Annotated in this window: 23 protein-coding genes; 16 read left to right on the forward strand and 7 right to left on the reverse strand. The window is 60.1% G+C overall.

The annotated features are described in order from the left end of the window. Positions 1–7 precede the first annotated feature (7 nt). The 9 genes from CUC44_RS18360 (at position 8) to CUC44_RS18400 (ending at position 9,331) form a co-directional block, all read left to right on the forward strand. Positions 8–2,212, forward strand: coding sequence for a type IV pilus secretin PilQ (locus tag CUC44_RS18360; RefSeq protein WP_100861306.1), 2,205 nt, complete (start codon positions 8–10; stop codon positions 2,210–2,212). Between the two features lie 191 nt (positions 2,213–2,403). Beyond that, positions 2,404–2,922 (forward strand): shikimate kinase AroK, encoded by a 519-nt coding sequence (gene aroK, locus CUC44_RS18365; RefSeq protein ID WP_100861307.1) that lies wholly within the window; start codon positions 2,404–2,406, stop codon positions 2,920–2,922. A gap of 16 nt (positions 2,923–2,938) precedes the next feature. Next, positions 2,939–4,021, forward strand: a complete 1,083-nt coding sequence (gene aroB / locus CUC44_RS18370; protein WP_100861308.1) for a 3-dehydroquinate synthase — start codon at positions 2,939–2,941, stop codon at positions 4,019–4,021. After that, positions 4,011–5,543, forward strand: coding sequence for an SPOR domain-containing protein (locus tag CUC44_RS18375; protein ID WP_100861309.1), 1,533 nt, complete (start codon positions 4,011–4,013; stop codon positions 5,541–5,543). The genes aroB and CUC44_RS18375 overlap by 11 nt, the downstream gene beginning before the upstream one ends. A gap of 70 nt (positions 5,544–5,613) precedes the next feature. Continuing rightward, complete coding sequence (locus CUC44_RS18380; RefSeq protein WP_100861310.1) at positions 5,614–6,486, forward strand: Dam family site-specific DNA-(adenine-N6)-methyltransferase; 873 nt, start codon at positions 5,614–5,616, stop codon at positions 6,484–6,486. A 155-nt stretch (positions 6,487–6,641) separates the two neighbouring features. After that, positions 6,642–7,316 (forward strand): ribulose-phosphate 3-epimerase, encoded by a 675-nt coding sequence (rpe, locus tag CUC44_RS18385; RefSeq protein ID WP_100861311.1) that lies wholly within the window; start codon positions 6,642–6,644, stop codon positions 7,314–7,316. Next, on the forward strand, positions 7,303–7,968 hold the full coding sequence (locus tag CUC44_RS18390; RefSeq protein WP_100861312.1) for a phosphoglycolate phosphatase: 666 nt from the start codon (positions 7,303–7,305) through the stop codon (positions 7,966–7,968). Before rpe ends, CUC44_RS18390 begins: the two co-directional genes overlap by 14 nt. Positions 7,969–7,987: 19 nt before the next feature. Further along, positions 7,988–8,992 (forward strand): tryptophan--tRNA ligase, encoded by a 1,005-nt coding sequence (gene trpS, locus CUC44_RS18395; RefSeq protein ID WP_100861313.1) that lies wholly within the window; start codon positions 7,988–7,990, stop codon positions 8,990–8,992. Between the two features lie 123 nt (positions 8,993–9,115). Beyond that, positions 9,116–9,331 carry a hypothetical protein gene (locus CUC44_RS18400; RefSeq protein ID WP_100861314.1) on the forward strand — a complete coding sequence of 72 codons (216 nt, stop codon included), beginning with the start codon at positions 9,116–9,118 and terminating at the stop codon, positions 9,329–9,331. 253 nt (positions 9,332–9,584) lie between these two features. Here the strand turns inward: CUC44_RS18400 and CUC44_RS18405 are convergent, their stop codons facing one another. The 3 genes from CUC44_RS18405 to CUC44_RS18415 are packed head-to-tail and all read right to left on the reverse strand — an operon-like array spanning position 9,585 to position 12,521. Then, positions 9,585–10,892 carry a TRAP transporter large permease gene (locus tag CUC44_RS18405; RefSeq protein ID WP_100861315.1) on the reverse strand — a complete coding sequence of 436 codons (1,308 nt, stop codon included), beginning with the start codon at positions 10,890–10,892 and terminating at the stop codon, positions 9,585–9,587. A 2-nt stretch (positions 10,893–10,894) separates the two neighbouring features. After that, positions 10,895–11,458 carry a TRAP transporter small permease gene (locus CUC44_RS18410; protein ID WP_100861316.1) on the reverse strand — a complete coding sequence of 188 codons (564 nt, stop codon included), beginning with the start codon at positions 11,456–11,458 and terminating at the stop codon, positions 10,895–10,897. Positions 11,459–11,510: 52 nt separating this feature from the next. Next, positions 11,511–12,521, reverse strand: coding sequence for a TRAP transporter substrate-binding protein (locus tag CUC44_RS18415; protein ID WP_100861317.1), 1,011 nt, complete (start codon positions 12,519–12,521; stop codon positions 11,511–11,513). A 525-nt stretch (positions 12,522–13,046) separates the two neighbouring features. On the opposite strand from CUC44_RS18415, the gene kdgR reads away from it, so the two are divergent. Further along, positions 13,047–13,841, forward strand: a complete 795-nt coding sequence (kdgR, locus tag CUC44_RS18420) for a DNA-binding transcriptional regulator KdgR (RefSeq protein WP_100861318.1) — start codon at positions 13,047–13,049, stop codon at positions 13,839–13,841. Positions 13,842–13,971: 130 nt separating this feature from the next. On the opposite strand, the gene CUC44_RS18425 is transcribed toward kdgR, so the two are convergent. The 3 genes from CUC44_RS18425 to kduI form a co-directional block, all read right to left on the reverse strand. Further along, the gene (locus CUC44_RS18425; RefSeq protein WP_100861319.1) at positions 13,972–14,514 is read right to left on the reverse strand and encodes a YgjV family protein; all 543 of its coding nucleotides are present in this window, start codon (positions 14,512–14,514) and stop codon (positions 13,972–13,974) included. 65 nt (positions 14,515–14,579) lie between these two features. Beyond that, positions 14,580–15,341 (reverse strand): 2-dehydro-3-deoxy-D-gluconate 5-dehydrogenase KduD, encoded by a 762-nt coding sequence (gene kduD / locus CUC44_RS18430; RefSeq protein ID WP_100861320.1) that lies wholly within the window; start codon positions 15,339–15,341, stop codon positions 14,580–14,582. An 82-nt stretch (positions 15,342–15,423) separates the two neighbouring features. After that, on the reverse strand, positions 15,424–16,260 hold the full coding sequence (gene kduI / locus CUC44_RS18435) for a 5-dehydro-4-deoxy-D-glucuronate isomerase (RefSeq protein ID WP_100861321.1): 837 nt from the start codon (positions 16,258–16,260) through the stop codon (positions 15,424–15,426). A 594-nt stretch (positions 16,261–16,854) separates the two neighbouring features. Here kduI and CUC44_RS18450 point away from each other — a divergent pair. The 5 genes from CUC44_RS18450 to CUC44_RS18470 all read left to right on the forward strand — a co-directional run bounded on the left by CUC44_RS18450 (position 16,855) and on the right by CUC44_RS18470 (position 22,438). Further along, positions 16,855–17,436 (forward strand): aminodeoxychorismate synthase component II, encoded by a 582-nt coding sequence (locus CUC44_RS18450; RefSeq protein ID WP_100861324.1) that lies wholly within the window; start codon positions 16,855–16,857, stop codon positions 17,434–17,436. A 278-nt stretch (positions 17,437–17,714) separates the two neighbouring features. After that, complete coding sequence (locus CUC44_RS18455; RefSeq protein ID WP_100861325.1) at positions 17,715–18,932, forward strand: aspartate aminotransferase family protein; 1,218 nt, start codon at positions 17,715–17,717, stop codon at positions 18,930–18,932. 89 nt (positions 18,933–19,021) lie between these two features. After that, complete coding sequence (gene astA, locus CUC44_RS18460) at positions 19,022–20,041, forward strand: arginine N-succinyltransferase (RefSeq protein ID WP_100861326.1); 1,020 nt, start codon at positions 19,022–19,024, stop codon at positions 20,039–20,041. A gap of 71 nt (positions 20,042–20,112) precedes the next feature. Continuing rightward, positions 20,113–21,582: a succinylglutamate-semialdehyde dehydrogenase gene (gene astD / locus CUC44_RS18465; protein WP_100861327.1), complete on the forward strand. Its 1,470-nt coding sequence runs from the start codon at positions 20,113–20,115 to the stop codon at positions 21,580–21,582. Positions 21,583–21,640: 58 nt separating this feature from the next. After that, on the forward strand, positions 21,641–22,438 hold the full coding sequence (locus tag CUC44_RS18470; RefSeq protein WP_100861328.1) for a DUF1338 domain-containing protein: 798 nt from the start codon (positions 21,641–21,643) through the stop codon (positions 22,436–22,438). Positions 22,439–22,497: 59 nt separating this feature from the next. Here the strand turns inward: CUC44_RS18470 and CUC44_RS18475 are convergent, their stop codons facing one another. Then, positions 22,498–23,094, reverse strand: coding sequence for an HAD family hydrolase (locus tag CUC44_RS18475; RefSeq protein WP_100861329.1), 597 nt, complete (start codon positions 23,092–23,094; stop codon positions 22,498–22,500). A 176-nt stretch (positions 23,095–23,270) separates the two neighbouring features. Here CUC44_RS18475 and CUC44_RS18480 point away from each other — a divergent pair, with 176 nt between their 5' ends. Beyond that, positions 23,271–24,635 (forward strand): MDR family MFS transporter, encoded by a 1,365-nt coding sequence (locus tag CUC44_RS18480; protein WP_100861330.1) that lies wholly within the window; start codon positions 23,271–23,273, stop codon positions 24,633–24,635. Positions 24,636–24,681 lie beyond the last annotated feature (46 nt).

Consider the following 24,681-nt stretch of genomic DNA (forward strand, 5'->3'; position numbering starts at 1 on the left):
AGCAGAGATGAGAACAACAATAAGCAGGATGACCGGCGTGGCGCTGCTGTGTCTTGGCGCATGGAGTCCGGTGTGGGCGGTGCCAACATTGCAAGAGGTCAAGGTGAATCCACTGTTGGCCGATCAGCTGCAACTGGAGCTGAGCTTCAGTGAACCGGTCAGCGGCTTTACCGACCGATTGTCTTATGAGCCCAATCAACTGTTGCTGCATGTGCCCGGCGCGGTAGGTGCGCTGACGGTCAATCCGCTGCCCATCAAGCAACAAGGGGTGGAGAGCCTCAAGGTCGAGGGCAAGGGGGAGGGGCTGGACATCAAGATAGCGCTCGATCAGCTAACCCCGTATCAGGTTCATCAGCAGGGCTCCAAATTGCTGGTGTCACTGGGGGAGAAGGTCAATCAGGTGACGGGCACTGTGACAGCCGAGCCTGCAGCTGCTCAGTCGGCGCTGGTTCGGAGCCAGCCTGTGACCCAGTCTGCGTTGATCGATACCCAGCGAGTTGCCCAGAATCAATCCATGCCGGCCCCCCAGCCGGTTTCGGCCCCAACTCCTGCTGCTGCCTATAAACCCGTGTTACCCACCCAGCAGGCCAATAGCGGAGCCTATTTCAACTCGGTCAAAGGGGTGGACTTCCGGCGTGGTAAAGAGGGGCAGGGGGAGTTTCTCGTGACCCTGGACAACAGCTCGGCCGCGGTGGATGTCAGCGGTCGTGGTCAGAAGGTGCTGGCCAAGTTCCACGGCACCCGGGTCCCGGATGATCTGCTCAACCTCATCAATGTGCAGGACTTTGCCACCCCGGTCTCTCAGGTGGAAGTGTTCCGCCAAGGCAATGACACCCTGTTTGAGCTCTCGGTCAACGGCCAGTTTGATTACCGCTACGATCAGGCCGACAAGATGTTCATCATCGAGGTGAAAAAACGCGTCGCGACCACGGCCGCCAAGCAGTATCAGGGCAAGCCCATCTCCTTGAACTTCCAGGATATCCCTGTGCGGACCGTGCTGCAGATCATTGCCGATTTCAACAACTTGAATCTGGTGACCACGGATTCTGTCTCCGGCAACATCACGTTGCGCCTCGATGGCGTTCCTTGGGAGCAGGCTCTGGACATCATCCTTAAAGTCAGGGGACTGGATAAGCGACTGGACAACAATATTCTGCTGGTGGCGCCCGCAGACGAGATTGCCGCGCGCGAGAAGCAGCAGTTGGAGAGTCGCAATCAGGTGGCCGATCTGGCCCAGCTCTATACCGAGTATCTGCAGATCAACTACGCCAAGGCGGCCGAAGTCGCGGCCCTGCTCTCCTCGGAGAGCACCAAGCTGCTCTCCCCCAGGGGGGCCGTGAGTGTGGATGAACGCACCAACGTGTTGGTGGTCAAGGACACGGCCGACGTCATCAGCAACGTCAAGCGGATGCTGGATATCCTCGATATTCCGGTCAAGCAGGTGGTGATAGAGGCCCGCATGGTGACCATAGATGACGGCTTCGACGAGGCGTTGGGGGTTCGTTGGGGGGTCACCAAAACGGACGGACATGGCAACGGCACCTCAGGCACCATAGAGGGCAACGACGGCTCGGGTAACAATGCCAGCACCTCAGCCATCACAAGGCCCGACATCGAAGATCGACTGAACGTCAACCTGCCTGTGACCAACGCCGCCGGTACTCTGGCATTCCAGGTGGCCCGCCTCGCCAATGGCACCCTGCTGGATCTCGAGCTGTCGGCACTGGAGAAAGAGAGCAAGGCCGAGATCATCGCAAGCCCGCGCGTCACCACCGCCAACCAGAAGCCGGCCCTGATTGAGCAGGGTACCGAGATCCCTTACGTGGAGTCCTCCTCCAGTGGTGCGACCTCGGTCACCTTCAAGAAGGCGGTGCTGAGCCTCAAGGTCACGCCTCAGATCACCCCGGACAACAGGGTCATCCTGGACTTGACCGTGACCCAGGACACCAAGGGGGAAACCGTACCGACCGGTACCGGGGATGCGGTTTCCATCAACGCCCAGTCGATCACTACCCAGGTGCTGGTCAACAACGGCGAGACGCTGGTGCTGGGCGGCATCTATCAGCAGACCATCAAGAATGACGTCAGCAAGGTGCCGCTGCTGGGGGACATACCCGGTCTTGGCTATCTGTTCAAGAAAACCACCAGCGAGAACAAGAAGCGTGAACTGCTGATCTTCGTGACCCCGCGGATAGTCACAGACGCCCTCTGAAAACTTTACATGTGAGGGTAAAACACATATAACCTTACGCCCCGATGAGGCTGGGGCGTAAGGGCTGCGGTTGCCAGTCCCGATTTCTATTGAGATAATCCCCCTCCTGATCCATCGCAAGATAAGGTTCATAGGTACCCCGGTCGAGTGTTTACCGGGGCCATACAGTTTGTAATTACTAACGAAAAGACATGGCTGAGAAACGCAATATTTTCCTGATAGGTCCCATGGGTGCGGGCAAGAGCACCATAGGTAGACATCTGGCAGAACAACTGCACATGGAGTTTTTCGACTCAGATCATGAGATTGAGCGCCGCAGTGGTGCCGATATCGGCTGGGTGTTCGATGTTGAAGGCGAAGAGGGTTTCCGGATCCGCGAAGAGAAGGTGATCGGTGAACTCGCCGAGCAGCAGGGTATCGTACTGGCGACGGGTGGTGGTGCCATCAAGAGCCGCGAAACCCGCAACAAACTCTCTGCTCGTGGCATCGTAGTCTACCTCGAAACCACCATTGAGAAGCAGCTGGCACGTACCCAGAGAGACAAGCGCCGTCCCCTGCTGCAAACCGAAGAGCCACCGCGTGAAGTGCTGGAACGTCTGGCGCAAGAGCGCAATGCCCTGTATGAAGAAGTGGCTGATTTTGTCATCCATACAGATGATCAGAGTGCAAAAATTGTTGCTAATCAAATCGTTAAGTTGATTGGCATGTAATCAATAGAGGACGTCCATGGAAAGGTTGAAAGTCGAACTGGGTGAACGCAGCTACCCGATCGAGATAGCTGCAGGTCTGTTGCAACGCCCCGAGGTGTTGGCGCAGACGATCAAGGGCAAGCGGGTCATGATAGTGACCAATACAGTAGTGGCGCCCTTGTATCTTGAACAAGTCATTCAGTTGCTGCCCGGTTTTCAGGTTGAACACCTGATCCTGCCGGATGGCGAGGCCTATAAAACCCTGGCAACCTTCGAGCGGATCATGTCTGCTCTGCTGGAAACCAACCATGGTCGTGACACAACCCTCATTGCCTTGGGGGGCGGTGTGATGGGTGACGTTGTCGGCTTTGCTGCGGCAAGCTATCAACGTGGCATTCCGTTTATCCAAGTGCCTACCACATTGCTCTCCCAGGTTGACTCCTCTGTCGGCGGCAAGACCGCCGTCAACCATCCTCTTGGCAAGAACATGGTGGGCGCCTTCTATCAGCCCAAGCATGTCATCATAGATACCGATTGCCTCAAGACTCTGCCGGCCCGTGAGTTTGCCGCCGGTATGGCCGAGGTGATCAAGTACGGCATCATCTGGGATGCCGAATTCTTCGCCTGGCTCGAAGCGAACATGACCCGTTTGCAGCAGCTGGACACAAGCGCACTCTCCTATGCCATCCGTCGTTGCTGCGAGATCAAGGCCGACGTGGTTGCGCAGGATGAGACCGAGCACGGCGTGCGTGCCCTGCTGAACCTGGGGCACACCTTCGGCCATGCGATCGAAGCCGAGAAAGGCTATGGCAACTGGCTGCATGGTGAGGCGGTGGCGGCGGGCATGATGCTGGCGGCGGATACTGCCCTGGCCCGTGGCGATCTGACCGACGCTCAGGTGGCGCGGATCCGTGCCCTGCTGCTGGCGGCAGACCTTCCCGTGCAGGCACCTCCCGAGATGGATTTCAATGCCTTCATTCGCCATATGCGCCGTGACAAGAAGGTGCTTGAGGGCAAGCTGCGACTGGTGTTGCCGGTCGGGATCGGGCATGCCCAGGTCGTGTCCGACGTGACAGATGCACAACTGATGGCGGTGATCGAGTCTGGTCGTGACCAATAATAAATTGCTTAAACTTCCCTCCCAGCGGCAGCTGGTTGATCGGCTGCTGCACCTGATTGAATTCAATCACCCCTTTATTTTTCTCTCTGGCAAACCCGGTAGCGGTCGCGGCACCTTGTGCGAATCGCTGCTGGGCCAGTTGCCCGACAGCGTGCGGGTGGTGAGCCTCATCGGCAGCAATGCCATGAAGATGGCTGACGTGCGCCAGTTGCTGCTGCAGCAGGTGGTGGCACGGCCGCTGTTCAATGCGCAGGATGCGCTGGCAGACAGCTTCTTTCGCATGCTGGAAGGCAAATCCTCAACCCTGTTGCTCGCCATCGAGCGCGCCGACGAGCTGCCAGCCGACTTGGTCGGGGAGCTGTGGGCGCTCTGCCGCCATAACGATACCCTGAATACCCCCCACAAGCTGGCCATCCTGCTGTCGGGCAATGACGTCTGGTGTCGCAATCAGAAGGCGACACTCAAGGGACGGGCCATGCCTGCTCTCGAGCTGGAAGTCGCGCCACTGAGCGCACCCGAGCAGCGCATCTTCCTGTATGAGAAGGCAAAGGAGCTGAAGATCCCGACCGCCCTCTTGCCTAAACCGAAAGTGGAAGAGATCCTGAATGCGGCAAGCGGACACCCGTCCGCCATCATGCAGTTACTGGAGGATATCATGACCGACAGAAGGCCAAAGAAACGCCAGGCCGAGTTGCCCGTCAAGAAGATTGCAACCGTGCTGGCCCTGGCGGCCGCCGCCCTGCTGGCCCTGAGTTATCTCCCCCTGTTCGATGACGAGGGCAAAGGAGGCGCCGAGGTGCCGCCGCAAAGCACGGCCCTGCCGAGCCCGATCGCAGCGGATCCGCTGAGCGTAGGGGCGGCGAGTGGCGCTCAGCCATCCGAGAGTGCCACGCCAGCTAATCAGGTGGCGCGCGATTGGCAACCCGATGCCAAGACGCTGCCCAAGAAGGTCGAGAGCGAGACGGTGACCGCCGAGTCGACCAATTACGAAGGGCGCCGGGTGGTCATCTCCGACGAGGTGGTCGAGAAGTTGATGACGCAGCCCAACGTCAGCGGCGCACTCCCCACCGAGGTGGTGAACGAGCTGACCGGCGCTGGCTCCCAGGCCGTATCGACTCAGGTGATGACACCGACTGCACCGAAAGCGTCAACCAGCGCGCCAGCGGTGAAAGCCGCGCCCAAGCCTGCCGCTACTGAGCCCGTCGCGGCGCCCTCACCCAAGGTAGCCTTGACCCCGGTCGCTACCCTGAACAAGAAGCCTAGGAACCACTTCAGCATCCAGCTGATGGGGGCGAGCAACACCCAGGCGGTCGACAATTTTGTGGCCGAGCATGGGCTGGCGGGCAAGGTCTGGGTCTACAAGACCCGCTTCCGTGGCAGCCCCTGGTATGTGGTGGTGCAGGGGGATTATGCCAACAGCACCCAGGCCAAGGCGGCGATCCGCAAGCTGTCTCCTGACTTGCTCAAGGGGCAACCCTGGCCCAAGTCATTCGCCCAGATACAAAAAGAGTTGAAGCAATAGCCATTGGGCCCGAGAAGGGGGTAAAATCGTCCCCCTTTTTTGAGCAATGCCTTCTTAACACCGGATTTCCATGAAAAAAACACGCGCGTTTTTAAAATGGGCCGGGGGAAAATATTCCCTGGTCGAAGAGATAGCCGAGCGATTGCCGGCCGGGCGTGTCTTGCTGGAGCCCTTCGTCGGGGCTGGCTCCGTGTTTCTCAACACCGATTACGATGCCTATGTGCTCAATGACATCAACCCGGATCTGATCGGTCTCTACAATCACCTCAAGCTGCAGCCGGACGGTTTTATCAGCGAGGCGCGCAAGTTGTTTGTGGCCGAGCACAACCACAAGACCGCCTACTACCGGTTGCGCACCCAGTTCAACCAGACCGCGGCCGGTTTCGAGCGTGCCCAGCTGTTTCTGTTCCTGAACCGGCACGGTTTCAACGGCCTGTGCCGTTACAACAAGAAGGGCGGCTTCAACGTGCCGTTCGGTTCTTACAAGAAGCCCTACTTCCCGGAAAAAGAGCTGTGGGCCTTCGCCGAGAAGGCGCAAAAAGCCACCTTCATCTGTGAAAGCTACGCCGATGCCATGGCAAGGGCAGAGGAAGATTGGGTGATCTATTGCGATCCGCCCTATGCCCCCCTCTCCACCACGGCGAGCTTCACCAGCTATTCGGCCGGCGGCTTCACTTTGGACGATCAGGCCCTGCTTGCCCGCCTGGCCCGCCACACCGCCGCCCACAAGGGGGTGCCCGTGCTCATCAGCAACCACGACATCGAGCTGACGCGAGAGCTGTATCGCGGCGCCCGCCTGGACGAGATCCTGGTCAAGCGCACCATCAGCCGCAATGGCAGTGGTCGCAACAAGGTGGCCGAACTGTTGGCGCTCTACCCGCCCGGCATAGCACCGGAGCAGGGGCATTACCCCAGCGAGGCAGAACTGGTCTCCCTCGGATAGTGTGTTGGCGGCTCCTTCGGGAGCCGCTGTCGTTTTGGGAGAAATGTGCGACTAGGCTGCCGGCCCGAGTTCTGCGTACTTGCGGGTCGTTTTCATCGCTCATTTGCGATAAAATTACGCCGCTTTTTCTGCCACGCTGCCAATGGATGACGCTGATGAAAGACTTTCTGATTGCCCCTTCTATCCTCTCCGCCGACTTCGCCCGTCTGGGTGAGGATGTCGCCAAGGTGCTGGCCGCCGGTGCCGACGTGGTGCATTTCGACGTGATGGACAACCATTATGTTCCGAACCTGACCATAGGCCCCATGGTCTGCCAGGCCCTGCGCGACTATGGCATCAAGGCGCTCATCGATGTGCATTTGATGGTCAAGCCGGTGGATCGCATCGTGCCCGATTTCGCCAAGGCCGGTGCTGATCTCATCACCTTCCACCCGGAAGCGTCCGATCACGTGGATCGCACCCTGGGTCTCATCAAGGAGCAGGGCTGCCAGGCCGGTCTGGTGCTGAATCCGGCGACCCCGCTTTCCTGCCTCGAATACGTGATGGACAAGCTGGATGTGATCCTGCTGATGTCAGTCAACCCGGGCTTCGGTGGCCAGAGCTTTATCCCAGGTACCCTCGACAAGCTGCGGCAGGTGCGTCGCCTGATCGACGAGAGCGGCCGCGATATTCGCCTCGAGATCGATGGTGGGGTCAAGGTGGAGAACATCCGCGAGATCGCCGCGGCCGGTGCCGACATGTTCGTGGCCGGCTCCGCCATCTTTGGCAAGCCGGATTACAAGGCGGTGATCGACGAGATGCGTGCGGAGTTGTCTCATGTCCGTCGTTGAGCGTCCCTTTGACCTGGTGCTGTTCGATCTGGATGGCACCCTGATTGACAGCGCCTCCCAGCTGGCGCTGGCAGTTAACCGTACCCTCACCGATCTGGGGCTGGCCGAGGCCGACGAGGCCGTGGTGCGCACCTGGGTCGGCAACGGTGCCGACAAGCTGATCCAGCGTGCGCTGGATTACCGCGAAGCCCCCGAGTTGTTTGCCAAGGCGCGTCCCCTGTTCGATGGCCACTATCGCGCCTGTCTGCTGGAAGGGCTGGCCATGTATGACGGGGTCGAGCAGAGCCTGCGCCGTCTGCAGCGACTCGGCTACCGCCAGGCTGTGGTGACCAACAAACCGAGTCACTTCGTGCAGCCGATCCTGGAAGCCCTCGGCATCGAGGATTGCTTCTCGCTCTGGCTGGGTGGCAATTGCGTGCCCGAGAAGAAGCCGAGCCCGGCGCCCTTGCTGCATGCCTGCCACGAGCTGGGCATAGCCCCGTCTCGCACCCTGATGGTCGGGGATTCCGAAAACGACGTGCTGGCCGCCCAAGCCGCCGGCATGAAGGTGGCTGGGCTCACTTACGGCTACAACTATGGCCGCCCCATCGCGGATTCTCATCCGGATTGGGTGTGCGAGCAGTTTGCCGAGCTCGATGCCTTGCTGGCCTAATAACAAGGATTCACACTTCATGACCAAACCAATCGTATTGAGCGGCGCCCAACCCTCTGGCCAGCTGACCATAGGCAACTACCTTGGCGCCCTGCGCCAGTGGGTCAACATGCAGGATGATTTCGACTGCCTCTATTGCATCGTCGATCTGCATGCCATCACCACCCGCCAGGAGCCTGCGGCCCTGCGCAAGGCTTGTCTGGATGCCGCCGCCCTCTATCTGGCGGTGGGGATCGATCCCGCCAAGAGCACCGTCTTCATCCAGTCTCACGTGCCTCAGCACGCCGAGCTTGGCTGGATCCTGAACTGCTACACCCAGATGGGCGAGCTGTCGCGCATGACCCAGTTCAAGGACAAATCCGCCCGTTTCGAGAACAACGTCAACGTCGGCCTGTTCGGCTACCCGGTGCTGATGGCGGCCGATATCCTGCTGTATCAGGCCAATCAGGTGCCTGTCGGCAACGATCAGAAGCAGCACCTGGAGCTGACCCGCGACATCTGCACCCGTTTCAACAACCTGCATGGCGAGGTGTTTACCCTGCCGGAGCCCTTCATCCCGGCCGACGGTGCCCGGGTGATGAGCCTGCAGGATCCGACCAAGAAGATGTCCAAGTCCGATGACAACGAGGCCAACTTCATCGGCCTGCTGGAAGATCCCAAGCAGATCGTCAAGAAGATCAAGCGGGCGATGACCGACTCCGACGAGCCGGCGGTGGTGCGTTTCGATCCCGAGAACAAGCCTGGGGTCTCAAACCTGCTGACCCTGATGTCCGGGGTGACGGGCCGCTCCATCCCCGAGCTCGAGCAGCATTTCGAAGGCAAGATGTACGGTCACCTCAAGACCGAGACGGCCGAGGCCGTGGTCGCCCTGCTGGAGCCCATCCAGGCCCGCTTCCACGCACTGCGTCAGGATGAGACTCACCTGCAGGGAATTTTGGCGGTCGGTGCACAAAAGGCACGTGAAAGGGCTGAAAAAACCCTCGCCAGCGTTTATGATGTAGTCGGCTTCGTTCCTCGAGCCTGACATACTGGGAAGGTGTAGTAGAAGAGAGCTGGGTATTTGCCTGGCTTTCTTTGTTTTACCCGACCGGTTATTCGCTTATGTATCTTCCCATTCCAGACGCGGGTTTTTGCCCCAAGAGAAAGCATGTCCGTCGAACCAAATTCCGTGATTGAAGAGCTGGGTGACAAGGGTCACTGGCTGCGCAAGTTTCGCAAGGCCAAGAACCTCAACACCCTGCAACTGATGGTCTCCAACGCCATCGATCGGCACTACAAGACCCCCGCCATCGCGGCTGCCATCTATCTGGCCGAATGTCAGCGCGAGCGCGAGCTGGAGCAGGGTCGCTACCTGGATCGCTGATGCCTTCCTGAGGCAAATCCTGTACATGGGAGAGCTGCTCCCGCCCTTGCCGATAGTGTTCCAAACTCCTGCTCGTGTGCCTTTTCCCCAATAACACCTCAGTCGTACGCGCATTCGCCATGCCGCGTACCGCCTTCTGCTGCCTTTCGTTCAGCTGACGTGGTGCATCGCCATTGGAAAACCCCGACTGCCTTAAACAACCGGGGTCGATGCCATGTGACGAGCGAGACGCCTTCACATTACTGCCGTTGGATCAGTTGACCAGACCCATCACCTGGGGCAGGGCCATCGAGATGGCGGGTATATAGGTCACCAGCATCAGAATGAGGGCGATGACCGCGAAGAAGGGCAACAGTGGCTTGATGACCCCTTCAATCTTGATCTCGCCTATCTTGCAGCCGGTAAACAGGATGGGACCCACCGGCGGCGTGATGGTGCCGAGGGAGAGGTTGAAGATCATCATGATGCCGAACTGCACCGGATCCATGCCGAACTGGGTGCAGATGGGCAGGAAGATGGGGGTAAAGATCAGCACCGCCGGGGTGGGATCCATGAAGGTGCCCACCAGCAAGAGCACCAGGTTCATGACCAGCAGGATGATCAGGAAGCTGTCGGTGAACGAGAGCAGACCGGAGGCGATCAATGCCGGTATCTTGGTGAATGCCATCACCCAGGACATGATGGAGGAGGCGGCCAGCATCAGGATCACGATGGCGGTCATCTTGGCGGTGGCCAGGAAGATGGCGGGCAGATCGGCGGCCTTGATGTTGCGATAGCAGACACCGAGGATCAGGGAATAGACCACGGCGATGGCGGAGGCCTCGGTGGCGGTGAAGATGCCACCCAGGATGCCGCCGATGACCACGACGATCATCATCAGGCTGGGAATGGCATCCAGCAGCAGCTTGATGCGCAGCCCCTTGAGGGAGTCGTGCTCGGCCACATAGCCACGGCGCTTGGCGATGACGCCGGCCACCAGCATGACCCCCAGCCCCCATAGTATGCCGGGGATATAGCCCCCCATGAACAGGGCCGTGATGGAGACGCTGCCCGCGACCGTGGCGTAGACAATCAGGGAGTTGCTCGGCGGGATCAGCATGCCGGTCGGGGCCGAGGCGATGTTGACCGCGGCGCTGAAGGCGGGATCGTATTTGTCCTTCTTCTGGATGGGGGACATGATGCCGCCGATGGCCGCCGCCGAGGCGACCCCTGAGCCACTGATGGAGCCAAACAGCATGTTGGCGACCACGTTGGTCTGGGCCAGTGGGCCCGGCAGAAAGTTGCTGACGATCTTGGCGCAGTTGATCAATCGGATGGCGATGCCGCCATTGTTCATCAGGTTGCCGGCCAGGATGAAGAAGGGAATGGCCAGCAGGGCAAAGGAGTCCAGGCCGACGAACACCCGTTGGGCCGAGGTCAGGATGGCGCCATCAAAGGGCAAGATCATCGCCATGGCCAGGAAGGAAGAGAGCCCTATGCTGATACTGATGGGGGTGCCGATAAACAGCAGGACAAAGGCACCGATGAACATCACCAGCGCAACAACAACTGCAATATCCATGGTTAGACCCCTGGTTGCTTGGAGGAAAACTGTCTGGCCAGCGCGTACTGGTTGTACAGGCAATAGAAGACTGCCAGGACGCCGCTGATGGGAATGGCCGCGTAGATGACCCCGATGGGGATCTGCAACGCCGAGTCGAGTTGCCCCATCTGGCGGGCCATCCCTATGTAGCCACCGATCCCCAGTACCAGCAGGGCAAAGGCGGTGGTGGCCAGCTCCCCGAGCATCTCCAGCACGATGCGCACCTTGTGTGACATGCGATCGCGCATGAAGGTGATCGCCATGTGTTCACGCAGGCCGAACACATAGGCGCCGCCAATCAGCACCAGCCAGATGAACAGATAGCGGGAGAGCACCTCGCTGACGGCACTCGGGCTGTTGAACAGGTAACGGGTGACCACCTGGTAGGTGACCAGCAGGGTCATCACGCCCACCAGGCCGATACAAAAATAAGAGACAAGGAGATCCACTTTCTGCTTGATGCGCGTCAGGAGAGCAAACAGACCCTGAGGAACGGGTGGCGCCATGGGGGCAGAGGGAGGGATCGAGCGTTCGGCAGTCTTCATAACGAATCCTTATAGGAGGGGCTGCTGTCACAGCCCCTGACAACAAGCGGTATCAACTGGCCAATGCGCGGATCTTGTTGAAAATGTCTTTTTGTTCCGGTGTGGTCAGCAGGGTCTCCTGCAGCGGCTTGCAGCGTTGCTGGAAGGGGGCTATGTCCACGTCGGTAAAGGTGGCGCCCTGGCGGGTGGCGGTCTGCTTGGCGGCCTCCAGTGCCTGGCTGAAGAGATCGAACTCGATGGCAGTGCTCTCCTTGGCGAGCTTGCGGAAGGTCGCCTGATCGGCGGCATCCATCTTCTCCAGGAACGACTCGTTGGCGACCAGCAAGTCGGCCACCATCACGTGGCGGGTGTAGGAGAAGTGCGGGGCGACTTCAAACTGCTTGAGATCCGCATAGGTGATCTCGTTGTTCTCGGCCCCATCGAGCACCCCTTGCTGGATGGCGGAATAGACCTCGCCCTGACCCATGGGAACACCGGTTCCGCCCATGCAGCCCAGCATCTTGACCATGGTATCGGACTGCATGACCCGGATTTTCTTCCCTTTCATGTCGTCCGGTGTCTTGATGGGGGCGCCCTTGACATACATGCTGCGCGCCCCTGCGGTGTAGGCCGTCAGCACCTCGAAACCATTACCCTTGGTGGAGGCGAACAGGGCATCCAGGGTGTCGCCGGTGAACACCTTGCGCTGGTGTTCCGGGTTGTCATAGATGTAGGGCATGGCCAGCACGGAGAAGTTCTTGTTGAAGTTCTCGACCAGCGGGTTGGCGACGACGGCGAGTTGAATGGCGCCGGACTGCACCAGTTCCAGGGCGGCGCGCTGATCTCCAAGCAGTTCATTGGGGTGAATTTCCAGCTTGTATTTACCGCCGGTGGCGGCTTCCAGCTTCTGGCTGAAATCTTCGAGGGCCTTGAACTGGGGGTTGTGTTCAGACTGGTTGAACGCCGTCTTCAAAATCACGGGACCCGCAGCCTTGCTCTCTTCACCACATCCGGTCAGCAACAGACCCGCGGCGACCAGGGTACCAATCAGAGACAACTTGGGCAGAGCATTCATTGTATGCATGTGTGTAACCCTTATTTCCATGTGCTTATTTTGATGGGGTTCATGCTACCCGAATCAGGCCGCATTTCAGTGATCAAACTCAACATAATGAAATGGCGTTCCTTTTTTTAGGGAACGTGAAACCATTTTTTGTGATGCAGGTTTGCTATGTCAGAAACAGGCCAGCTTCAAATGAATTGCTGATGGTGGGAAAGGGGTGGCGTGTCATCCCAGCCAGTCAGGTCCAGGCTGGTTTAGGTGTTGCGGCGCGTTGGCAGTGGAAGTGTCTCAAAAGAAAACGCATTTAATTCCGTCCGTCAGGCTGAGAAGTGGCTCCTGCTGAGCACATGCTGGCATCGTTTTCCGGGCAGACGCGGGGTGAAAGTGCCGCCACTCAGGTGACGTTCGAAGGGCGGCGAACGTGAGCGAGGCCACAGTATATTGCTATTAGTGGATGATTTTGCTGGCTAATCCTCGTCATCGCTATGAGGTCAGGTGCATTTCAAATACAATGAAACAATCAATCATTTTTTTTGGAAGTAGAGCATGTCGACGATAGATAATTCGCCTGATTCGGTATCATCGGTACTCAAGGTGTTTGGCATCTTGCAGGCACTCGGGGAGCAAAAAGAGATCGGGGTGACAGAACTGTCCCAGCGGATCATGATGTCCAAGAGCACCGTCTATCGTTTTCTGCAGACCATGAAGACCCTGGGTTATGTCACCCAGGAAGGGGAGACGGATAAGTATGCCTTGAGCCTCAAGCTGTTCGAGCTGGGTGCCAAGGCGCTGGAGTATCAGGATCTGGTGCAGATCGCCGATGAGCAGATGTATCGCCTCGGCAAGCTGACCAAGGAGACCCTGCACCTGGGGATGCTGGATGAAGACAGCATCGTCTATCTGCACAAGATCGACTCCGAATACAACCTGCGGATGTATTCCCGCATCGGCCGTCGCCGCCCCCTCTACAGCACCGGCCTTGGCAAGATCATCATGGCCTGGCTGCCGGAGACGGAAGTGCGCGCCATGCTGGCCAATGTGACCTTCGAGCGTTTCACCGAGCATACCCTGGCCGATGTCGATGCCTTGCTGGTGGAGCTGGCTCAGGTGCGTGAGCAGGGTTATGCCGAGGACAGGGAAGAGATGGAGCATGGCCTGCGCTGCTTCGCCGTGCCCATCTACAGCCGCATGGGGCGCATCATTGCCGGCCTCTCCCTGTCGCTGCCCCTGGTGCGATATCACGAGGAGAACCGGGCGACCCTGGTGGCCCAGTTGCACGAGGCAGCGGCCAATATCTCCGCCGGCCTGGGTTTCCACGACTATCCCTTCCCCCGCAAGTAATATCGGTTTTCCCGACCACGCAGCAAAAGAGCAGGCCCTGGCCTGCTCTTTTTTTACATTCCGGCTGTCACGTCTGCATTCATCAGCAGTGCTAACGCCTGCACTACTCGCCCGTATCAGGGCCGCGTCATTATGGCTTCTCTTGGCTGGCTTTTGCGGTCTCCTGGGCGGCCTGGGGTCCGGCCCGGTAGAGGCCGAGTATGGTATGGCCATTGATGACGAAGAAGATGCTCTCCTGCAAGATGCCACCCAGGGATCCGGCCCATATGTTGTGAGTCAGCCAGCAGATGGTGCTGCTTAGCATGCATAAACGCAGTGCAATGCCCTTGAGTCTGAACAGGGCGAAGGTACTGAGGGTGGTGCCGACCAGGGTCAGGATCTGCACCGGGTGCGCGATCTGGGGAATGACCAGGGTCCAGGCCAGGGCGAGGAACAGCAGCATGACGCCTATGCCGCGATAGTAACCTGAGACCCAGTTGCGCACGGCGCACAGCAGGCAGTTGATGGCGGCGACCGAGGATCCCAGCAGCAGGAAGTGCAGGCCCATCAGGGTGCCATTGAGGGTGAGGTGAAGCCTGAGCTTGCTGTCCTGGCGCTGCAGGAAGGCGGTGGCGCCAACGAGGCAGGCCAGCAGGCCGATGGATTGGGCAAACCAGAGATTATCGAAGAGCATATTGCCTTCCTGCTAGCAGACAACGACAAAAGGCGCCTATCGGCGCCTTGTCAAACAGGGGTGGATTAACGGGCCAGCCAGCCGCCATCGACGGCGATGGTGTAGCCATTGATGTAGTCAGACGCCGGGGACGCCAGGAACACCACTGGGCCCATCATGTCATCCGGTACCCCCCAGCGACCGGCCGGGATCCGCTCAAGGATGGCGGTATTGCGGTCATCATCGGCGCGCAGGGCCGCAGTGTTGTTGGTGGCCATGTAGCCGGGGGCGATGGCGTTGACGTTGATCCCCTTGCTGGCCCACTCGTTGGCCAGCAGGCGGGTGATGCCCATGACGCCGCTCTTGGAGGCGGTGTAGGAGGGAACCCGGATCCCGCCCTGATAGGAGAGCATGGAGGCGATGTTGACGATTTTGCCGCCCTGGCCCTGGGCGATGAACTGTCTGGCCACCGCCTGGGACATGAAGAAGACGCTCTTGATGTTGATGTTCATCACATCGTCCCAGTCCTTCTCGCTGAAGTTGATGGCGTCTTCCCGGCGGATGATGCCGGCGTTGTTGACCAGCACATCGACGCGGCCGAAGTGGGAGACCGCCTGATCCACCAGGGCTGGCAGGGTATCCACCTTGCTGACATCTGCCTTGAGGCTCAGGAAGCGGCGGCCGATGGCCTCGACCTTGGCAATGGTGTCGGTGGGCTCGACTATGTTGATGCCGACGATGTCACAGCCGGCTTCTGCCAGACCCAGCGCCATACCCTGGCCCAGACCCGTGTCACAACCCGTGACGATGGCGACCTTACCCTTCAGATCGAATGCATTAAGAATCATGTTGTTACCTCTAAACCACGGGAAGGTGTGGCATTAAGTGTCTCGCAGGAGCCGCCCTGACGGCTCGCGATGGGGAAGTCGATCAGCGCAGGTCTTTGACCGCCACATGGTCCATGTCGCCGAACACCTGGTTCTCGCCCACCATGCCCCAGATGAAGGTGTAGGCCTGGGTGCCGACGCCGGAGTGAATGGACCAGCTCGGGGAGATGACGGCCTGCTCGTTGTGCACCAGCAGATGACGGGTCTCGTCCGGCTTGCCCATCATGTGGAACACGGCAGCGTCGTCTTTCATGTTGAAGTAGAAATAGACCTCCATGCGGCGCTCGTGGGTGTGGCAGGGCATGGTGTTCCACAGGCTGCCCTCTTCCAGCTGGGTCAGACCCATCACCAGTTGGCAGGTCGGCAGCACGTCCGGCACCAGGTACTTGTAGATGGTGCGACGGTTGCTGGTGGCCACATCCCCCAGGGTGGAGGGAGACGCCTCGGCCCGGGTGACCTTGCGCGTCGGGTAGCAGAGATGGGCCGGGGCGCTGTTGTAGTAGAACTTGGCGGGCTGTGAGGCATCGACGCTGGCAAAGCTCAAGACTCGGGCACCCTGACCTACGTAGAGCGCCTCGGCATTTCCCACTTCATGGGTGGTGCCGTCCACGACCACCAGGCCGGGGCCGCCGATGTTGATGAGACCGAGCTCACGGCGCTCGAGGAAGTAGGAGACGCCAAAGGCCTTGCCCAGCTCATCGGAGAAGGTCAGCGGGCTGGTCACCGGCATGATGCCGCCGAACACGATGCGGTCGATGTGGCTGTAGGTCATGGTCAGCTGGTTCGGGGTGAAGACCTCTTCTACCAGGAACTCGCGGCGCAGGCCCTGGGTGTCCAGTTGCTTGGCATGGTCGCTGTGAATGCTTTGACGAGTTTGCATAGTGAACCTCAATTCCGGGCCGCAGGCGGCATCAATGACGATGTGTCGTAACGCTTGTCGTTGAGGGCAAGATAACAAAATGAAAAACTGCGATCAAATTAAAATGAAACTTCGTTTTGAGTTTTGTGATTCAACTTGCGCTTTTTCAATGGGAAAGCGGCACCCTGATGATGCAAGGGGCGGGCGACGCATCTATGGTCCCTGGTAAAGGCTGGATGGAAAGGGGCCAGTCGAGCCGCTTATCCACCCTGTCGGGGGCTATCCTGAGTGAGCTTGGGGCGGCCAACTGTGAGTCAATAAAGAGGCAGGCGGCACCCTGGCTATAAACCTATAGAAGGTGCCGCGAATGTCGGCGTTGGCAGGTGCGGTCTATGACAATGGGCGAGGAGGGGCCGAGAAAGAGGTGCCTAAGATGATGCAGACGGGCTGCGTTGCCGCGAATTGGCGCCAGGGGGGTGGCCTAAGCCGTTTATTAACCGCCAAAGACGTGCCAGAATGCGCGGCGCTTGCCACCGGCTTGCTGCCTGCCAAGGCGGCCTCTGGCTTGGCCGGCTCGTCTTATCACTGCTTCGATTTCAAGGCCTGGATTTTTGCATGCTGCTACTCATAGACAACTACGACTCCTTTACCTGGAACCTGGTGCAATACTTTGGTGCCCTGGGGCAGGAGGTGGTGGTGAAGCGCAACGATGAGCTGAGCCTGGACGAGATAGCCGGGCTGGCCCCCCGGTATCTGGTGATCTCCCCCGGTCCCTGCACGCCAAACGAGGCGGGCATCTCCCTGGCCGCCATCAGCCGCTTCGCCGGCCAGATCCCCATCCTGGGCGTCTGCCTCGGCCATCAATCCCTCGCCCAGGCCTTCGGCGCCCATGTGGTGCGCGCGCGCCGGGTGATGCACGGCAAGACCTCCCTCATCCGTCACAAGGGGCTGGGGGTATTCAAGGGGCTGAATGATCCGCTGCGGGTTACCCGTTACCATTCACTGGTGGTGGAGCGCGAGACCTTGCCCGACTGTTTCGAGGTGACCGCCTGGAGCGAGCACGCCGATGGCAGCGTCGACGAGATCATGGGCCTGCGACATAAAACACTGGCGCTGGAGGGAGTGCAGTTCCACCCGGAGAGCATCCTCAGCGAGCAGGGCCACCAGTTATTGGCCAATTTTTTGGCCTCTTCCTGAAAAAATCGTGACGCTAGTCCCAGAATCGCGATGGGGCAAAAAAAAATTTTCCTGACACTTTATTCACCTCCCCGCCTGCCCAAATTATCTCTTGCCAACCCCCCCTGAGCCGTTATGCAATGCGGTTGCCTAAAATCTCACGGGCAATCGAATATTGTTCCTCATAGGCCGGGATGTTGCAGACTTTTTACTTTTTTTCTGTGATAATTCCGCCACGTTTACACGGATTTAACTTTTGGGTGGTGGATTATTCTGCTGCCAGTTAGAAGGAGAGCAAGATGTCAGAGTTGTTGGCAGTGACACGTGAAGTGTTTGATGAAGTGATGGTACCGAACTATGCCCCCGCCAAGATCATTCCGGTGCGCGGCGAGGGTTCACGTGTCTGGGATCAGGAAGGCCGCGAGTATGTGGACTTCGCGGGCGGGATCGCGGTCAATGGCCTCGGTCATTGCCATCCCAAGCTGGTCGAGGCCCTGAAAACCCAGGGTGAGAAGCTGTGGCACCTCTCCAACGTGATGACCAACGAGCCGGCCCTGCGCCTGGCCAAGAAGCTGGTCGCCGCCACCTTCGCCGAAAAGGTCTACTTCTGCAACTCCGGCGCCGAAGCGAACGAGGCCGCATTGAAGCTGGCTCGTCGTTACGCCATCGACAAGTTCGGTGCCCACAAGACCCAGATCATCGCCTTCCATCAAGGCTTCCACGGTCGCACCTTCTTCACCGTCAGCGTCGGCGGCCAGGCTGCCTACTCTGATGGTTTCGGCCCGAAACCCGCCGACATCACCCACGTCACCTACAACAACCTAGAAGAGCTGGCTGCCGCCATCTCCGACAACACCTGCGCCGTGGTGATGGAGCCGCTGCAGGGTGAGGGTGGCATCATTCGTCCTACCGACGAGTTTGCCAAGGGCGTGCGCGAGCTGTGCGACAAGCACAACGCCTTGCTGGTCTATGACGAAGTGCAATCCGGCGTCGGCCGCACCGGCGATCTGTACGCCTACATGGGTCTGGGCGTCACCCCGGACATCCTCACCAGCGCCAAGGCGCTCGGCGGCGGCTTCCCCATCGGCGCCATGCTGACCACCAGCGAGATCGCGGCTCACCTGAAAGTGGGTACTCACGGCTCCACCTACGGCGGCAACCCGCTGGCGTGCGCCGTGGCGGAAGCCGTGCTGGACGTCATCAATACCCCGGAAGTGCTGAACGGTATCAAGCAGCGCGAGCAGCTGTTCCGTGACGGCATCGAGGCTATCAACGCCAAGTACCACTGCTTCAGCGAAGTGCGTGGTCAGGGCCTGCTGCTCGGCGCCGTGTTGAACGACGACTTCAAGGGTCGCTCCCGTGACTTCCTGCTGGCCTCCATCGACCAGGGCTTGATGGCACTGGTAGCGGGTACCAACGTGGTGCGTTTCGCTCCCTCCCTCGTGATCCCGGAAGCAGATATCAAAGAAGGTCTGGCTCGGTTCGAGAAAGCGGTCGCTCAGGTGGTTAACGCCTGATCCAGATTGCCTGAGCCTAGTTGAGGTGGGGAGTCCTCCCGGCAGGAGCCGGGACCCCACCTGTCGTCAATGAAAGGGAGTTGTCATTTATGTTGGTTATCCGTCCTATCGAGCAGCGCGACTTCGCCGGCCTCAAAACCTGTGCCATCGAATCCGGCACCGGCATGACTTCATTGCCGGTGAACGACGAGCTGCTGCAACGCAAGATCGATGCCTCAACCCAGACCTTCCTGGACAAGCCTGCCGGCAAGGGAGACTGCCTCTACTTCTTCGTGGCCGAGGATCTGGAGACCGGCGAGATGGTCGGCACCTGCGCCATCGATGCGGCCGTCGGCCTGTCCCAGCCGTTTTACAACTACCACATCGGCAAGGTGGTGCACTCCTCCCCCAAGCTCGGCATCTACAACGTGGTCGAGACGCTGACTCTGTCGAACGACTACACAGGCAATTCCGAGCTGTGCACCCTGTTCTTGCGTGAATGCGCCCGCGAGGGGCTCAATGGCCGGCTGCTCTCCAAGCACCGTTTCCTGTTCATGGCCGAGCATCCCGAGCTGTTCGATGAGACCGTATTCGCCGAGATGCGTGGCGTCTCCGATGGCGACGGTCACAGCCCGTTCTATGAGTGGCTGCAAAAGCATTTCTTCTCGATGGACTTTCCCACCGTCGACTATCTCACCGGCATCGGCAAGAAGCGCTTCATCGCCGAGCTGATGCCCAAGTACCCCATCTACGTCAACCTGCTGAGCAACGAGGCGCGCGCCGTCATTGGCCAGACCCACGAGAAGACCCGCCCGGCCATCAAGATGCTGCAGGACGAGGGGTTCGTGAACCGCGGCTACGTCGACATCTTCGATGCGGGCCCCACCGTCGAGTGCGACGTGAAGCACATCCGCAGCGTGCGCCGCAGCCAGAAGCTGCGGGTGCTGGTGGGTGAGCCCATCGGCGGTCGTACCTATCTGCTGTGCAATACCCGCTTCGATCAGTACCGCGCCTGCTACGGCAACATCCGGGTCGATCTGGACAAGCACGAAGCCATCATACCCCCCAAGATGGCGACCGCCCTCAAGGTGGCGAATGGCGACATGGTGCGGGTCGTCGACCTGGAGTAATTGGCTCGCTTGATACCACAGCATCTGAAGCAGGCAGCCACGGCTGCCTGTGAACCACAGGGAGTGAATGGATTATGTCTTTAGTGCAACTTATCGATGGTCAGTGGCTTGCCGGTGAAGGCAAGGTATTCGCGTCAAAAGACCCGGCCAAGAATGAAGTGATCTGGCAAGGGGGGGCGGCAAGCGCCGCCCAGGTGGAGGCCGCCGTCAAGGCCGCCCGCAACGCCTTCTACCATTGGTCCGATCTGGCCCTGGATGATCGTCTCGCCGTGGTGCGTCGCTACGCCGACCTGCTCGGCGAGCACAAGGAAGCCCTGGCGCTGACCATAGCCCGGGAGACCGGCAAGCCGCTGTGGGAGACCCGCACCGAGGTCGCCGCCATGCAGGGCAAGATTGCCATCTCCATCCGCGCCCATGACGAGCGTACCGGTACAGTCGAGAACCCCATGCCGGGCGCCAAGGCATTTGTGCGCCACAAGCCCCACGGCGTGGTCGCCGTGTTCGGCCCTTACAACTTCCCGGGCCATCTGCCCAATGGTCACATAGTACCGGCGCTGATCGCCGGCAATACGGTGGTGTTCAAGCCCTCCGAGCTGACCCCCATGGTGGCCGAAGCCATGCTCAAGATCTGGATTGACGCCGGCTTGCCCAAGGGGGTGCTGAACCTGGTGCAAGGCGAGGTCGAGACCGGCAAGGCGCTGGCCGGCAACCCGGACATCGATGGTCTCTTCTTCACCGGCTCGTCGCGCACCGGTCACTTCCTGCACCAGCAGTTCGCCGGTCAGCCGGGCAAGATCCTGGCCCTGGAAATGGGCGGCAACAACCCGCTGATCGTCAAGGACGTGAGCGACATCGACGGCGCCGTCCATGCCATCGTCCAGTCCGCCTTTATCACCTCGGGTCAGCGCTGCACCTGCTCGCGCCGCCTGTTCGTGGAGCGCGGCGCCAAGGGGGATGCCCTGGTCAAGCGCCTGGTGGAAGTGGTCGGCCAGATCAAGGTCGGTCTGTACGATGCCGCCGAGCAACCCTTCATGGGCGCCATGATAAGCGAACGAGCTGCTCTCGGCATGGTGGAGGCGCAGGCCAACCTGCAGCGCCTCGGTGGCGAGAGCCTGCTGGTGCTCAAGCATCTTGAAGCGGGCACCGGCTTCGTCTCCCCGGGCATTATCGATGTGACCGCCGTGAGCACCCTGCCGGACGAGGAGTATTTCGGCCCGCTGCTGCAACTCATTCGCTACGACGATTTCGATGCCGCCATCGATCAGGGCAACGCCACCAGCTTCGGCCTGTCGGCCGGCCTGCTCGGTGACAACGAGGCGGACTGGCAGCACTTCTTCAAGCGCATCCGTGCCGGCATCGTCAACTGGAACAAGCCCATCACAGGCGCCTCCAGTGCCGCACCGTTCGGTGGCATAGGTGCCTCCGGCAACCACAGGGCGAGCGCCTACTACGCCGCTGACTACTGTGCGTATCCGGTCGCTTCCGTCGAGGACAGCAAGGCCGCCATGCCGGATCAGTTGTCCCCGGGCCTGACCTTCTAACAACCAAAGGGGCATCCCAGGGTGCCCTTGTCTGTACCCGCAATCAAAGGAAAGAGAGATGCAAAAGGATATCGAGACCCTGTTTGGCCATCTGTGGGACAACTACATTCAAGTCACCCCCAGTGCCCACAAGGTTCACCAACTGCTGGGCGGCGGTGCCCCCATCATCAACGATCACGTGGCGTTTCGGACCTACAACCTGCCCAAACTCGGGTTGGAGACGCTGGCGGCCCACTTCAGAGCCCTGGGCTACGAGGAGAAGGGCGAGTATGTGTTCAAGGCCAAGAAACTCTACGCCAAGCACTTCGAGCACGCGGATCCGGACGCCCCCAAGGTGTTCATCAGCGAGCTGAAGGTGGAAGAGCTCTCCGAGACCGCCCAGGCCATCATCCACAAGCTGGTGGCTCAGGTGCCGGATCACCTGACCGATACCTCTGCCTTCCTCTACGCTGGCGCCCCCTGGCAGGTATCTTGGGCCGATTACCAGACCCTGCTGGCCGAGAGCGAGTATGCGGCCTGGATGGCAGCCTGGGGCTATCGTGCCAACCACTTCACGGTCAATATCAACCGTTTGGCAGACTTTGAAACTATCCAGCAGGTGAATGCGGCTCTGAAGGCGGCCGGTTTCGTGCTGAACGGCGTGGGCGGCGAGATAAAGGGGGATCCCCAGGTGATGCTGGAGCAGTCCTCCACCATGGCGGACAAGGCGGAGGTGGCCTTCAGCGACGGCGTACGCGCCATCCCGAGCTGCTTCTACGAGTTTGCCCGGCGTTATCCCCAGGCGGACGACGTGCTCTACCCGGGCTTCGTCGAAGCCTCGGCAGACAAGATTTTCGAATCCACCAACGCCATGTAGTAGTCGTTTATATTAAAAAACGCCCCGAAAGGGGCGTTTTTTATGGCTGAAAACCGGGATCAGGCGGGTTGCAGCTCACCCTCGGTGGCCAGCAGGGTCGCCATGCCAGCGGCCTTGCCGGCCTGGATGCCGATCCGGGTGTCTTCAAACACCAGGCAGTTGGCAGGATTGGCCCCTAGCTGCTCGGCGACTCTCAGGAAGGTATCGGGATGGGGCTTGTGGTTGGTCACATCGTCGGCACTTACCACCACAGAGATGTAGGCGTCCAGACCCGTGCTCTTGAGGATCTGCTCCGCCTGGTTGCGCGGCGAGCCTGTGCCTATGCCCATGGGCACCTTGCCATGGTAGGCCTTGACCAGCTCCCACATCTGGGGGAAGACCCGGGCCTTGTCAATCTGCTCCAGATAGAGGGCAATCTTGCGGCGGGCGAAGGCCTCGACATCGATGTTCAGCCCATGCTGCTCAGCCAGTATGGCCACTATCTTGCGGGTGGGAATGCCGCCGTATTCATTGAGCTCAGCCCGATCGAACGGCAGGCCGAACTCGGCGCTGGTGATCTCCCAGGCATCCAGGTGCAATGGCATGGAGTCCACCAGGGTGCCATCCATATCGAAGATCAGGGCGTCGTATTGCGCAAAGCGGTACTGCTCGGTCATGGGACTGACTCCTTTTGGGCGAAGCACCCACCCTATCAGATTTGCCGGCGGGATGCCGCGACCCGGGTCATGTCTGTGGGCACGGGCAGTGGTTTTCGCCATCAGCTGATGATTTATGAGACAATAATGAGCCCTATTGCGCCGTTGTTGGCATTTTATATGAGCGAGCCCCCGACATGTCCCCCAAAACCATCTTCGCAAGTGTGGCCCTGGTGATCGCCCTGGGGTCACTGGAAAAGAGCATAGTCACCACCCCCTTGCCCATCATAGGGGCCGAGCTGAACGCCGGCGCCGCCCTCACCTGGGTGGTCACCGCCTACCTGCTGGCCGCCACCGCCGCCCTGCCAGTCTACGGCAAGCTGAGCGATCTGTTTGGTCGGGTGCGGATGCTCAATATCGGCATAGGCCTGTTTCTGGCGGGATCCGTGGCCTGCGCCCTCGCCCAGGATCTGCCGACCCTGCTAGGAGCCCGGGTGTTGCAAGGGTTGGGGGGCGGGGGCCTTATCGCCCTGGCCTTCACCGTAATTGCCGACAGCATACCGCCGCGGGAGGTGGGCAAGTATCAGGGCTATATCTCGGCTGTGTACGCGGTCTCCAGCATCGCCGGGCCCCTGCTCGGCGGTTACTTCAGCGAGCAACTGAGCTGGCGCTGGATCTTCTGGATCAACCTGCCGCTCGGGGCGCTCGCGCTCTGGCTGGTGAATCGCAACCTCGGTCACCTCAATGTGCGGCGCCACAGCCGCTTCGACTGGAAGGGGGCAGGGCTGCTCATCACAGTCACCACCCTCACCTTGCTGCTGCTCTCGCCGGAGACCAGCCTACCCGCCCTCTGGCTGGCCGCCGGGTTGGTGGTGGCTCTGTTGTTGCTGATCCTGGTTGAGCGGCGCGCCCACGACCCCATACTGCCGGCCCATCTGGTGCGGCTGCCCGGCTATCTGGTGAGCGTGTTGCTGGCGCTGGCCTCCCAACTGCTGATGTTCGCCGTGCTGGTCTATCTGCCGCTGCAGATGCAGTGGCAGAAGGGGATGGGGGCGAGCGAGAGCGGGCTCTACATGGTGATCTTCATGGTCTGCATCACGGCGGGCGCCTTCGTCGGCGGCAAGCTGATCGGCCGCAGCGGGCACTACCGACGCTTCGTGGTGACGGGTTTTGCCCTGGCGGCGCTGGCGCTGTGGCAAATTCACTTCGATCTCTGGGCCAACCTGGGATTGGGACTCGCGGGTCTGGGGCTCGGGCTGGTGCTGCCGGCGCTCTCCGTGGTGGTGCAGAATGCGCTGCCACGGGAGGATCGCGGCATCGGCATGTCCCTGTTCAACTTCGGCCGTGAGCTGGGTGGGGCGGTCGGGGTTGCCATCTGCGCCATGCTGTTCCACTCAGCCCTGCCGGCAGGCAGCAGCCACAATTTGGCGAGCCTGAGCCCGGCCGAGCTGGCCCCCGGTTTCGGTGCCACCTACGTCGGCATGGCGCTGATCGCCAGCGCCGCCCTGCTTATCACCTTGCTGGCCTTGAAACGCCACGAGCTGGCCAGCAAGCCTGCCTGATGGCGGTATCCCAGATAGCAAGAGGGCTCCCCATGGGGAGCCCTCT

Origin of the sequence: Aeromonas lusitana, from assembly GCF_002812985.1 — a bacterium.
Taxonomy (GTDB): domain Bacteria; phylum Pseudomonadota; class Gammaproteobacteria; order Enterobacterales; family Aeromonadaceae; genus Aeromonas; species Aeromonas lusitana.

What these genes read in the sequence shown, in the direction of transcription:
- CUC44_RS18405 (WP_100861315.1), bottom strand. Translation starts at nt 10,892, where the DNA reads ATGGATATTGCAGTTGTTGTTGCGCTGGTGATGTTCATCGGTGCCTTT.
- trpS (WP_100861313.1), top strand. Translation starts at nt 7,988, where the DNA reads ATGACCAAACCAATCGTATTGAGCGGCGCCCAACCCTCTGGCCAGCTG.
- rpe (WP_100861311.1), top strand. Translation starts at nt 6,642, where the DNA reads ATGAAAGACTTTCTGATTGCCCCTTCTATCCTCTCCGCCGACTTCGCC.
- astA (WP_100861326.1), top strand. Translation starts at nt 19,022, where the DNA reads ATGTTGGTTATCCGTCCTATCGAGCAGCGCGACTTCGCCGGCCTCAAA.
- CUC44_RS18455 (WP_100861325.1), top strand. Translation starts at nt 17,715, where the DNA reads ATGTCAGAGTTGTTGGCAGTGACACGTGAAGTGTTTGATGAAGTGATG.
- aroB (WP_100861308.1), top strand. Translation starts at nt 2,939, where the DNA reads ATGGAAAGGTTGAAAGTCGAACTGGGTGAACGCAGCTACCCGATCGAG.
- kduD (WP_100861320.1), bottom strand. Translation starts at nt 15,341, where the DNA reads ATGATTCTTAATGCATTCGATCTGAAGGGTAAGGTCGCCATCGTCACG.
- CUC44_RS18475 (WP_100861329.1), bottom strand. Translation starts at nt 23,094, where the DNA reads ATGACCGAGCAGTACCGCTTTGCGCAATACGACGCCCTGATCTTCGAT.
- CUC44_RS18425 (WP_100861319.1), bottom strand. Translation starts at nt 14,514, where the DNA reads ATGCTCTTCGATAATCTCTGGTTTGCCCAATCCATCGGCCTGCTGGCC.
- CUC44_RS18380 (WP_100861310.1), top strand. Translation starts at nt 5,614, where the DNA reads ATGAAAAAAACACGCGCGTTTTTAAAATGGGCCGGGGGAAAATATTCC.
- aroK (WP_100861307.1), top strand. Translation starts at nt 2,404, where the DNA reads ATGGCTGAGAAACGCAATATTTTCCTGATAGGTCCCATGGGTGCGGGC.
- CUC44_RS18390 (WP_100861312.1), top strand. Translation starts at nt 7,303, where the DNA reads ATGTCCGTCGTTGAGCGTCCCTTTGACCTGGTGCTGTTCGATCTGGAT.
- CUC44_RS18360 (WP_100861306.1), top strand. Translation starts at nt 8, where the DNA reads ATGAGAACAACAATAAGCAGGATGACCGGCGTGGCGCTGCTGTGTCTT.
- CUC44_RS18410 (WP_100861316.1), bottom strand. Translation starts at nt 11,458, where the DNA reads ATGAAGACTGCCGAACGCTCGATCCCTCCCTCTGCCCCCATGGCGCCA.
- CUC44_RS18480 (WP_100861330.1), top strand. Translation starts at nt 23,271, where the DNA reads ATGTCCCCCAAAACCATCTTCGCAAGTGTGGCCCTGGTGATCGCCCTG.
- kduI (WP_100861321.1), bottom strand. Translation starts at nt 16,260, where the DNA reads ATGCAAACTCGTCAAAGCATTCACAGCGACCATGCCAAGCAACTGGAC.
- kdgR (WP_100861318.1), top strand. Translation starts at nt 13,047, where the DNA reads ATGTCGACGATAGATAATTCGCCTGATTCGGTATCATCGGTACTCAAG.
- CUC44_RS18415 (WP_100861317.1), bottom strand. Translation starts at nt 12,521, where the DNA reads ATGCATACAATGAATGCTCTGCCCAAGTTGTCTCTGATTGGTACCCTG.
- CUC44_RS18450 (WP_100861324.1), top strand. Translation starts at nt 16,855, where the DNA reads ATGCTGCTACTCATAGACAACTACGACTCCTTTACCTGGAACCTGGTG.
- CUC44_RS18470 (WP_100861328.1), top strand. Translation starts at nt 21,641, where the DNA reads ATGCAAAAGGATATCGAGACCCTGTTTGGCCATCTGTGGGACAACTAC.
- CUC44_RS18400 (WP_100861314.1), top strand. Translation starts at nt 9,116, where the DNA reads ATGTCCGTCGAACCAAATTCCGTGATTGAAGAGCTGGGTGACAAGGGT.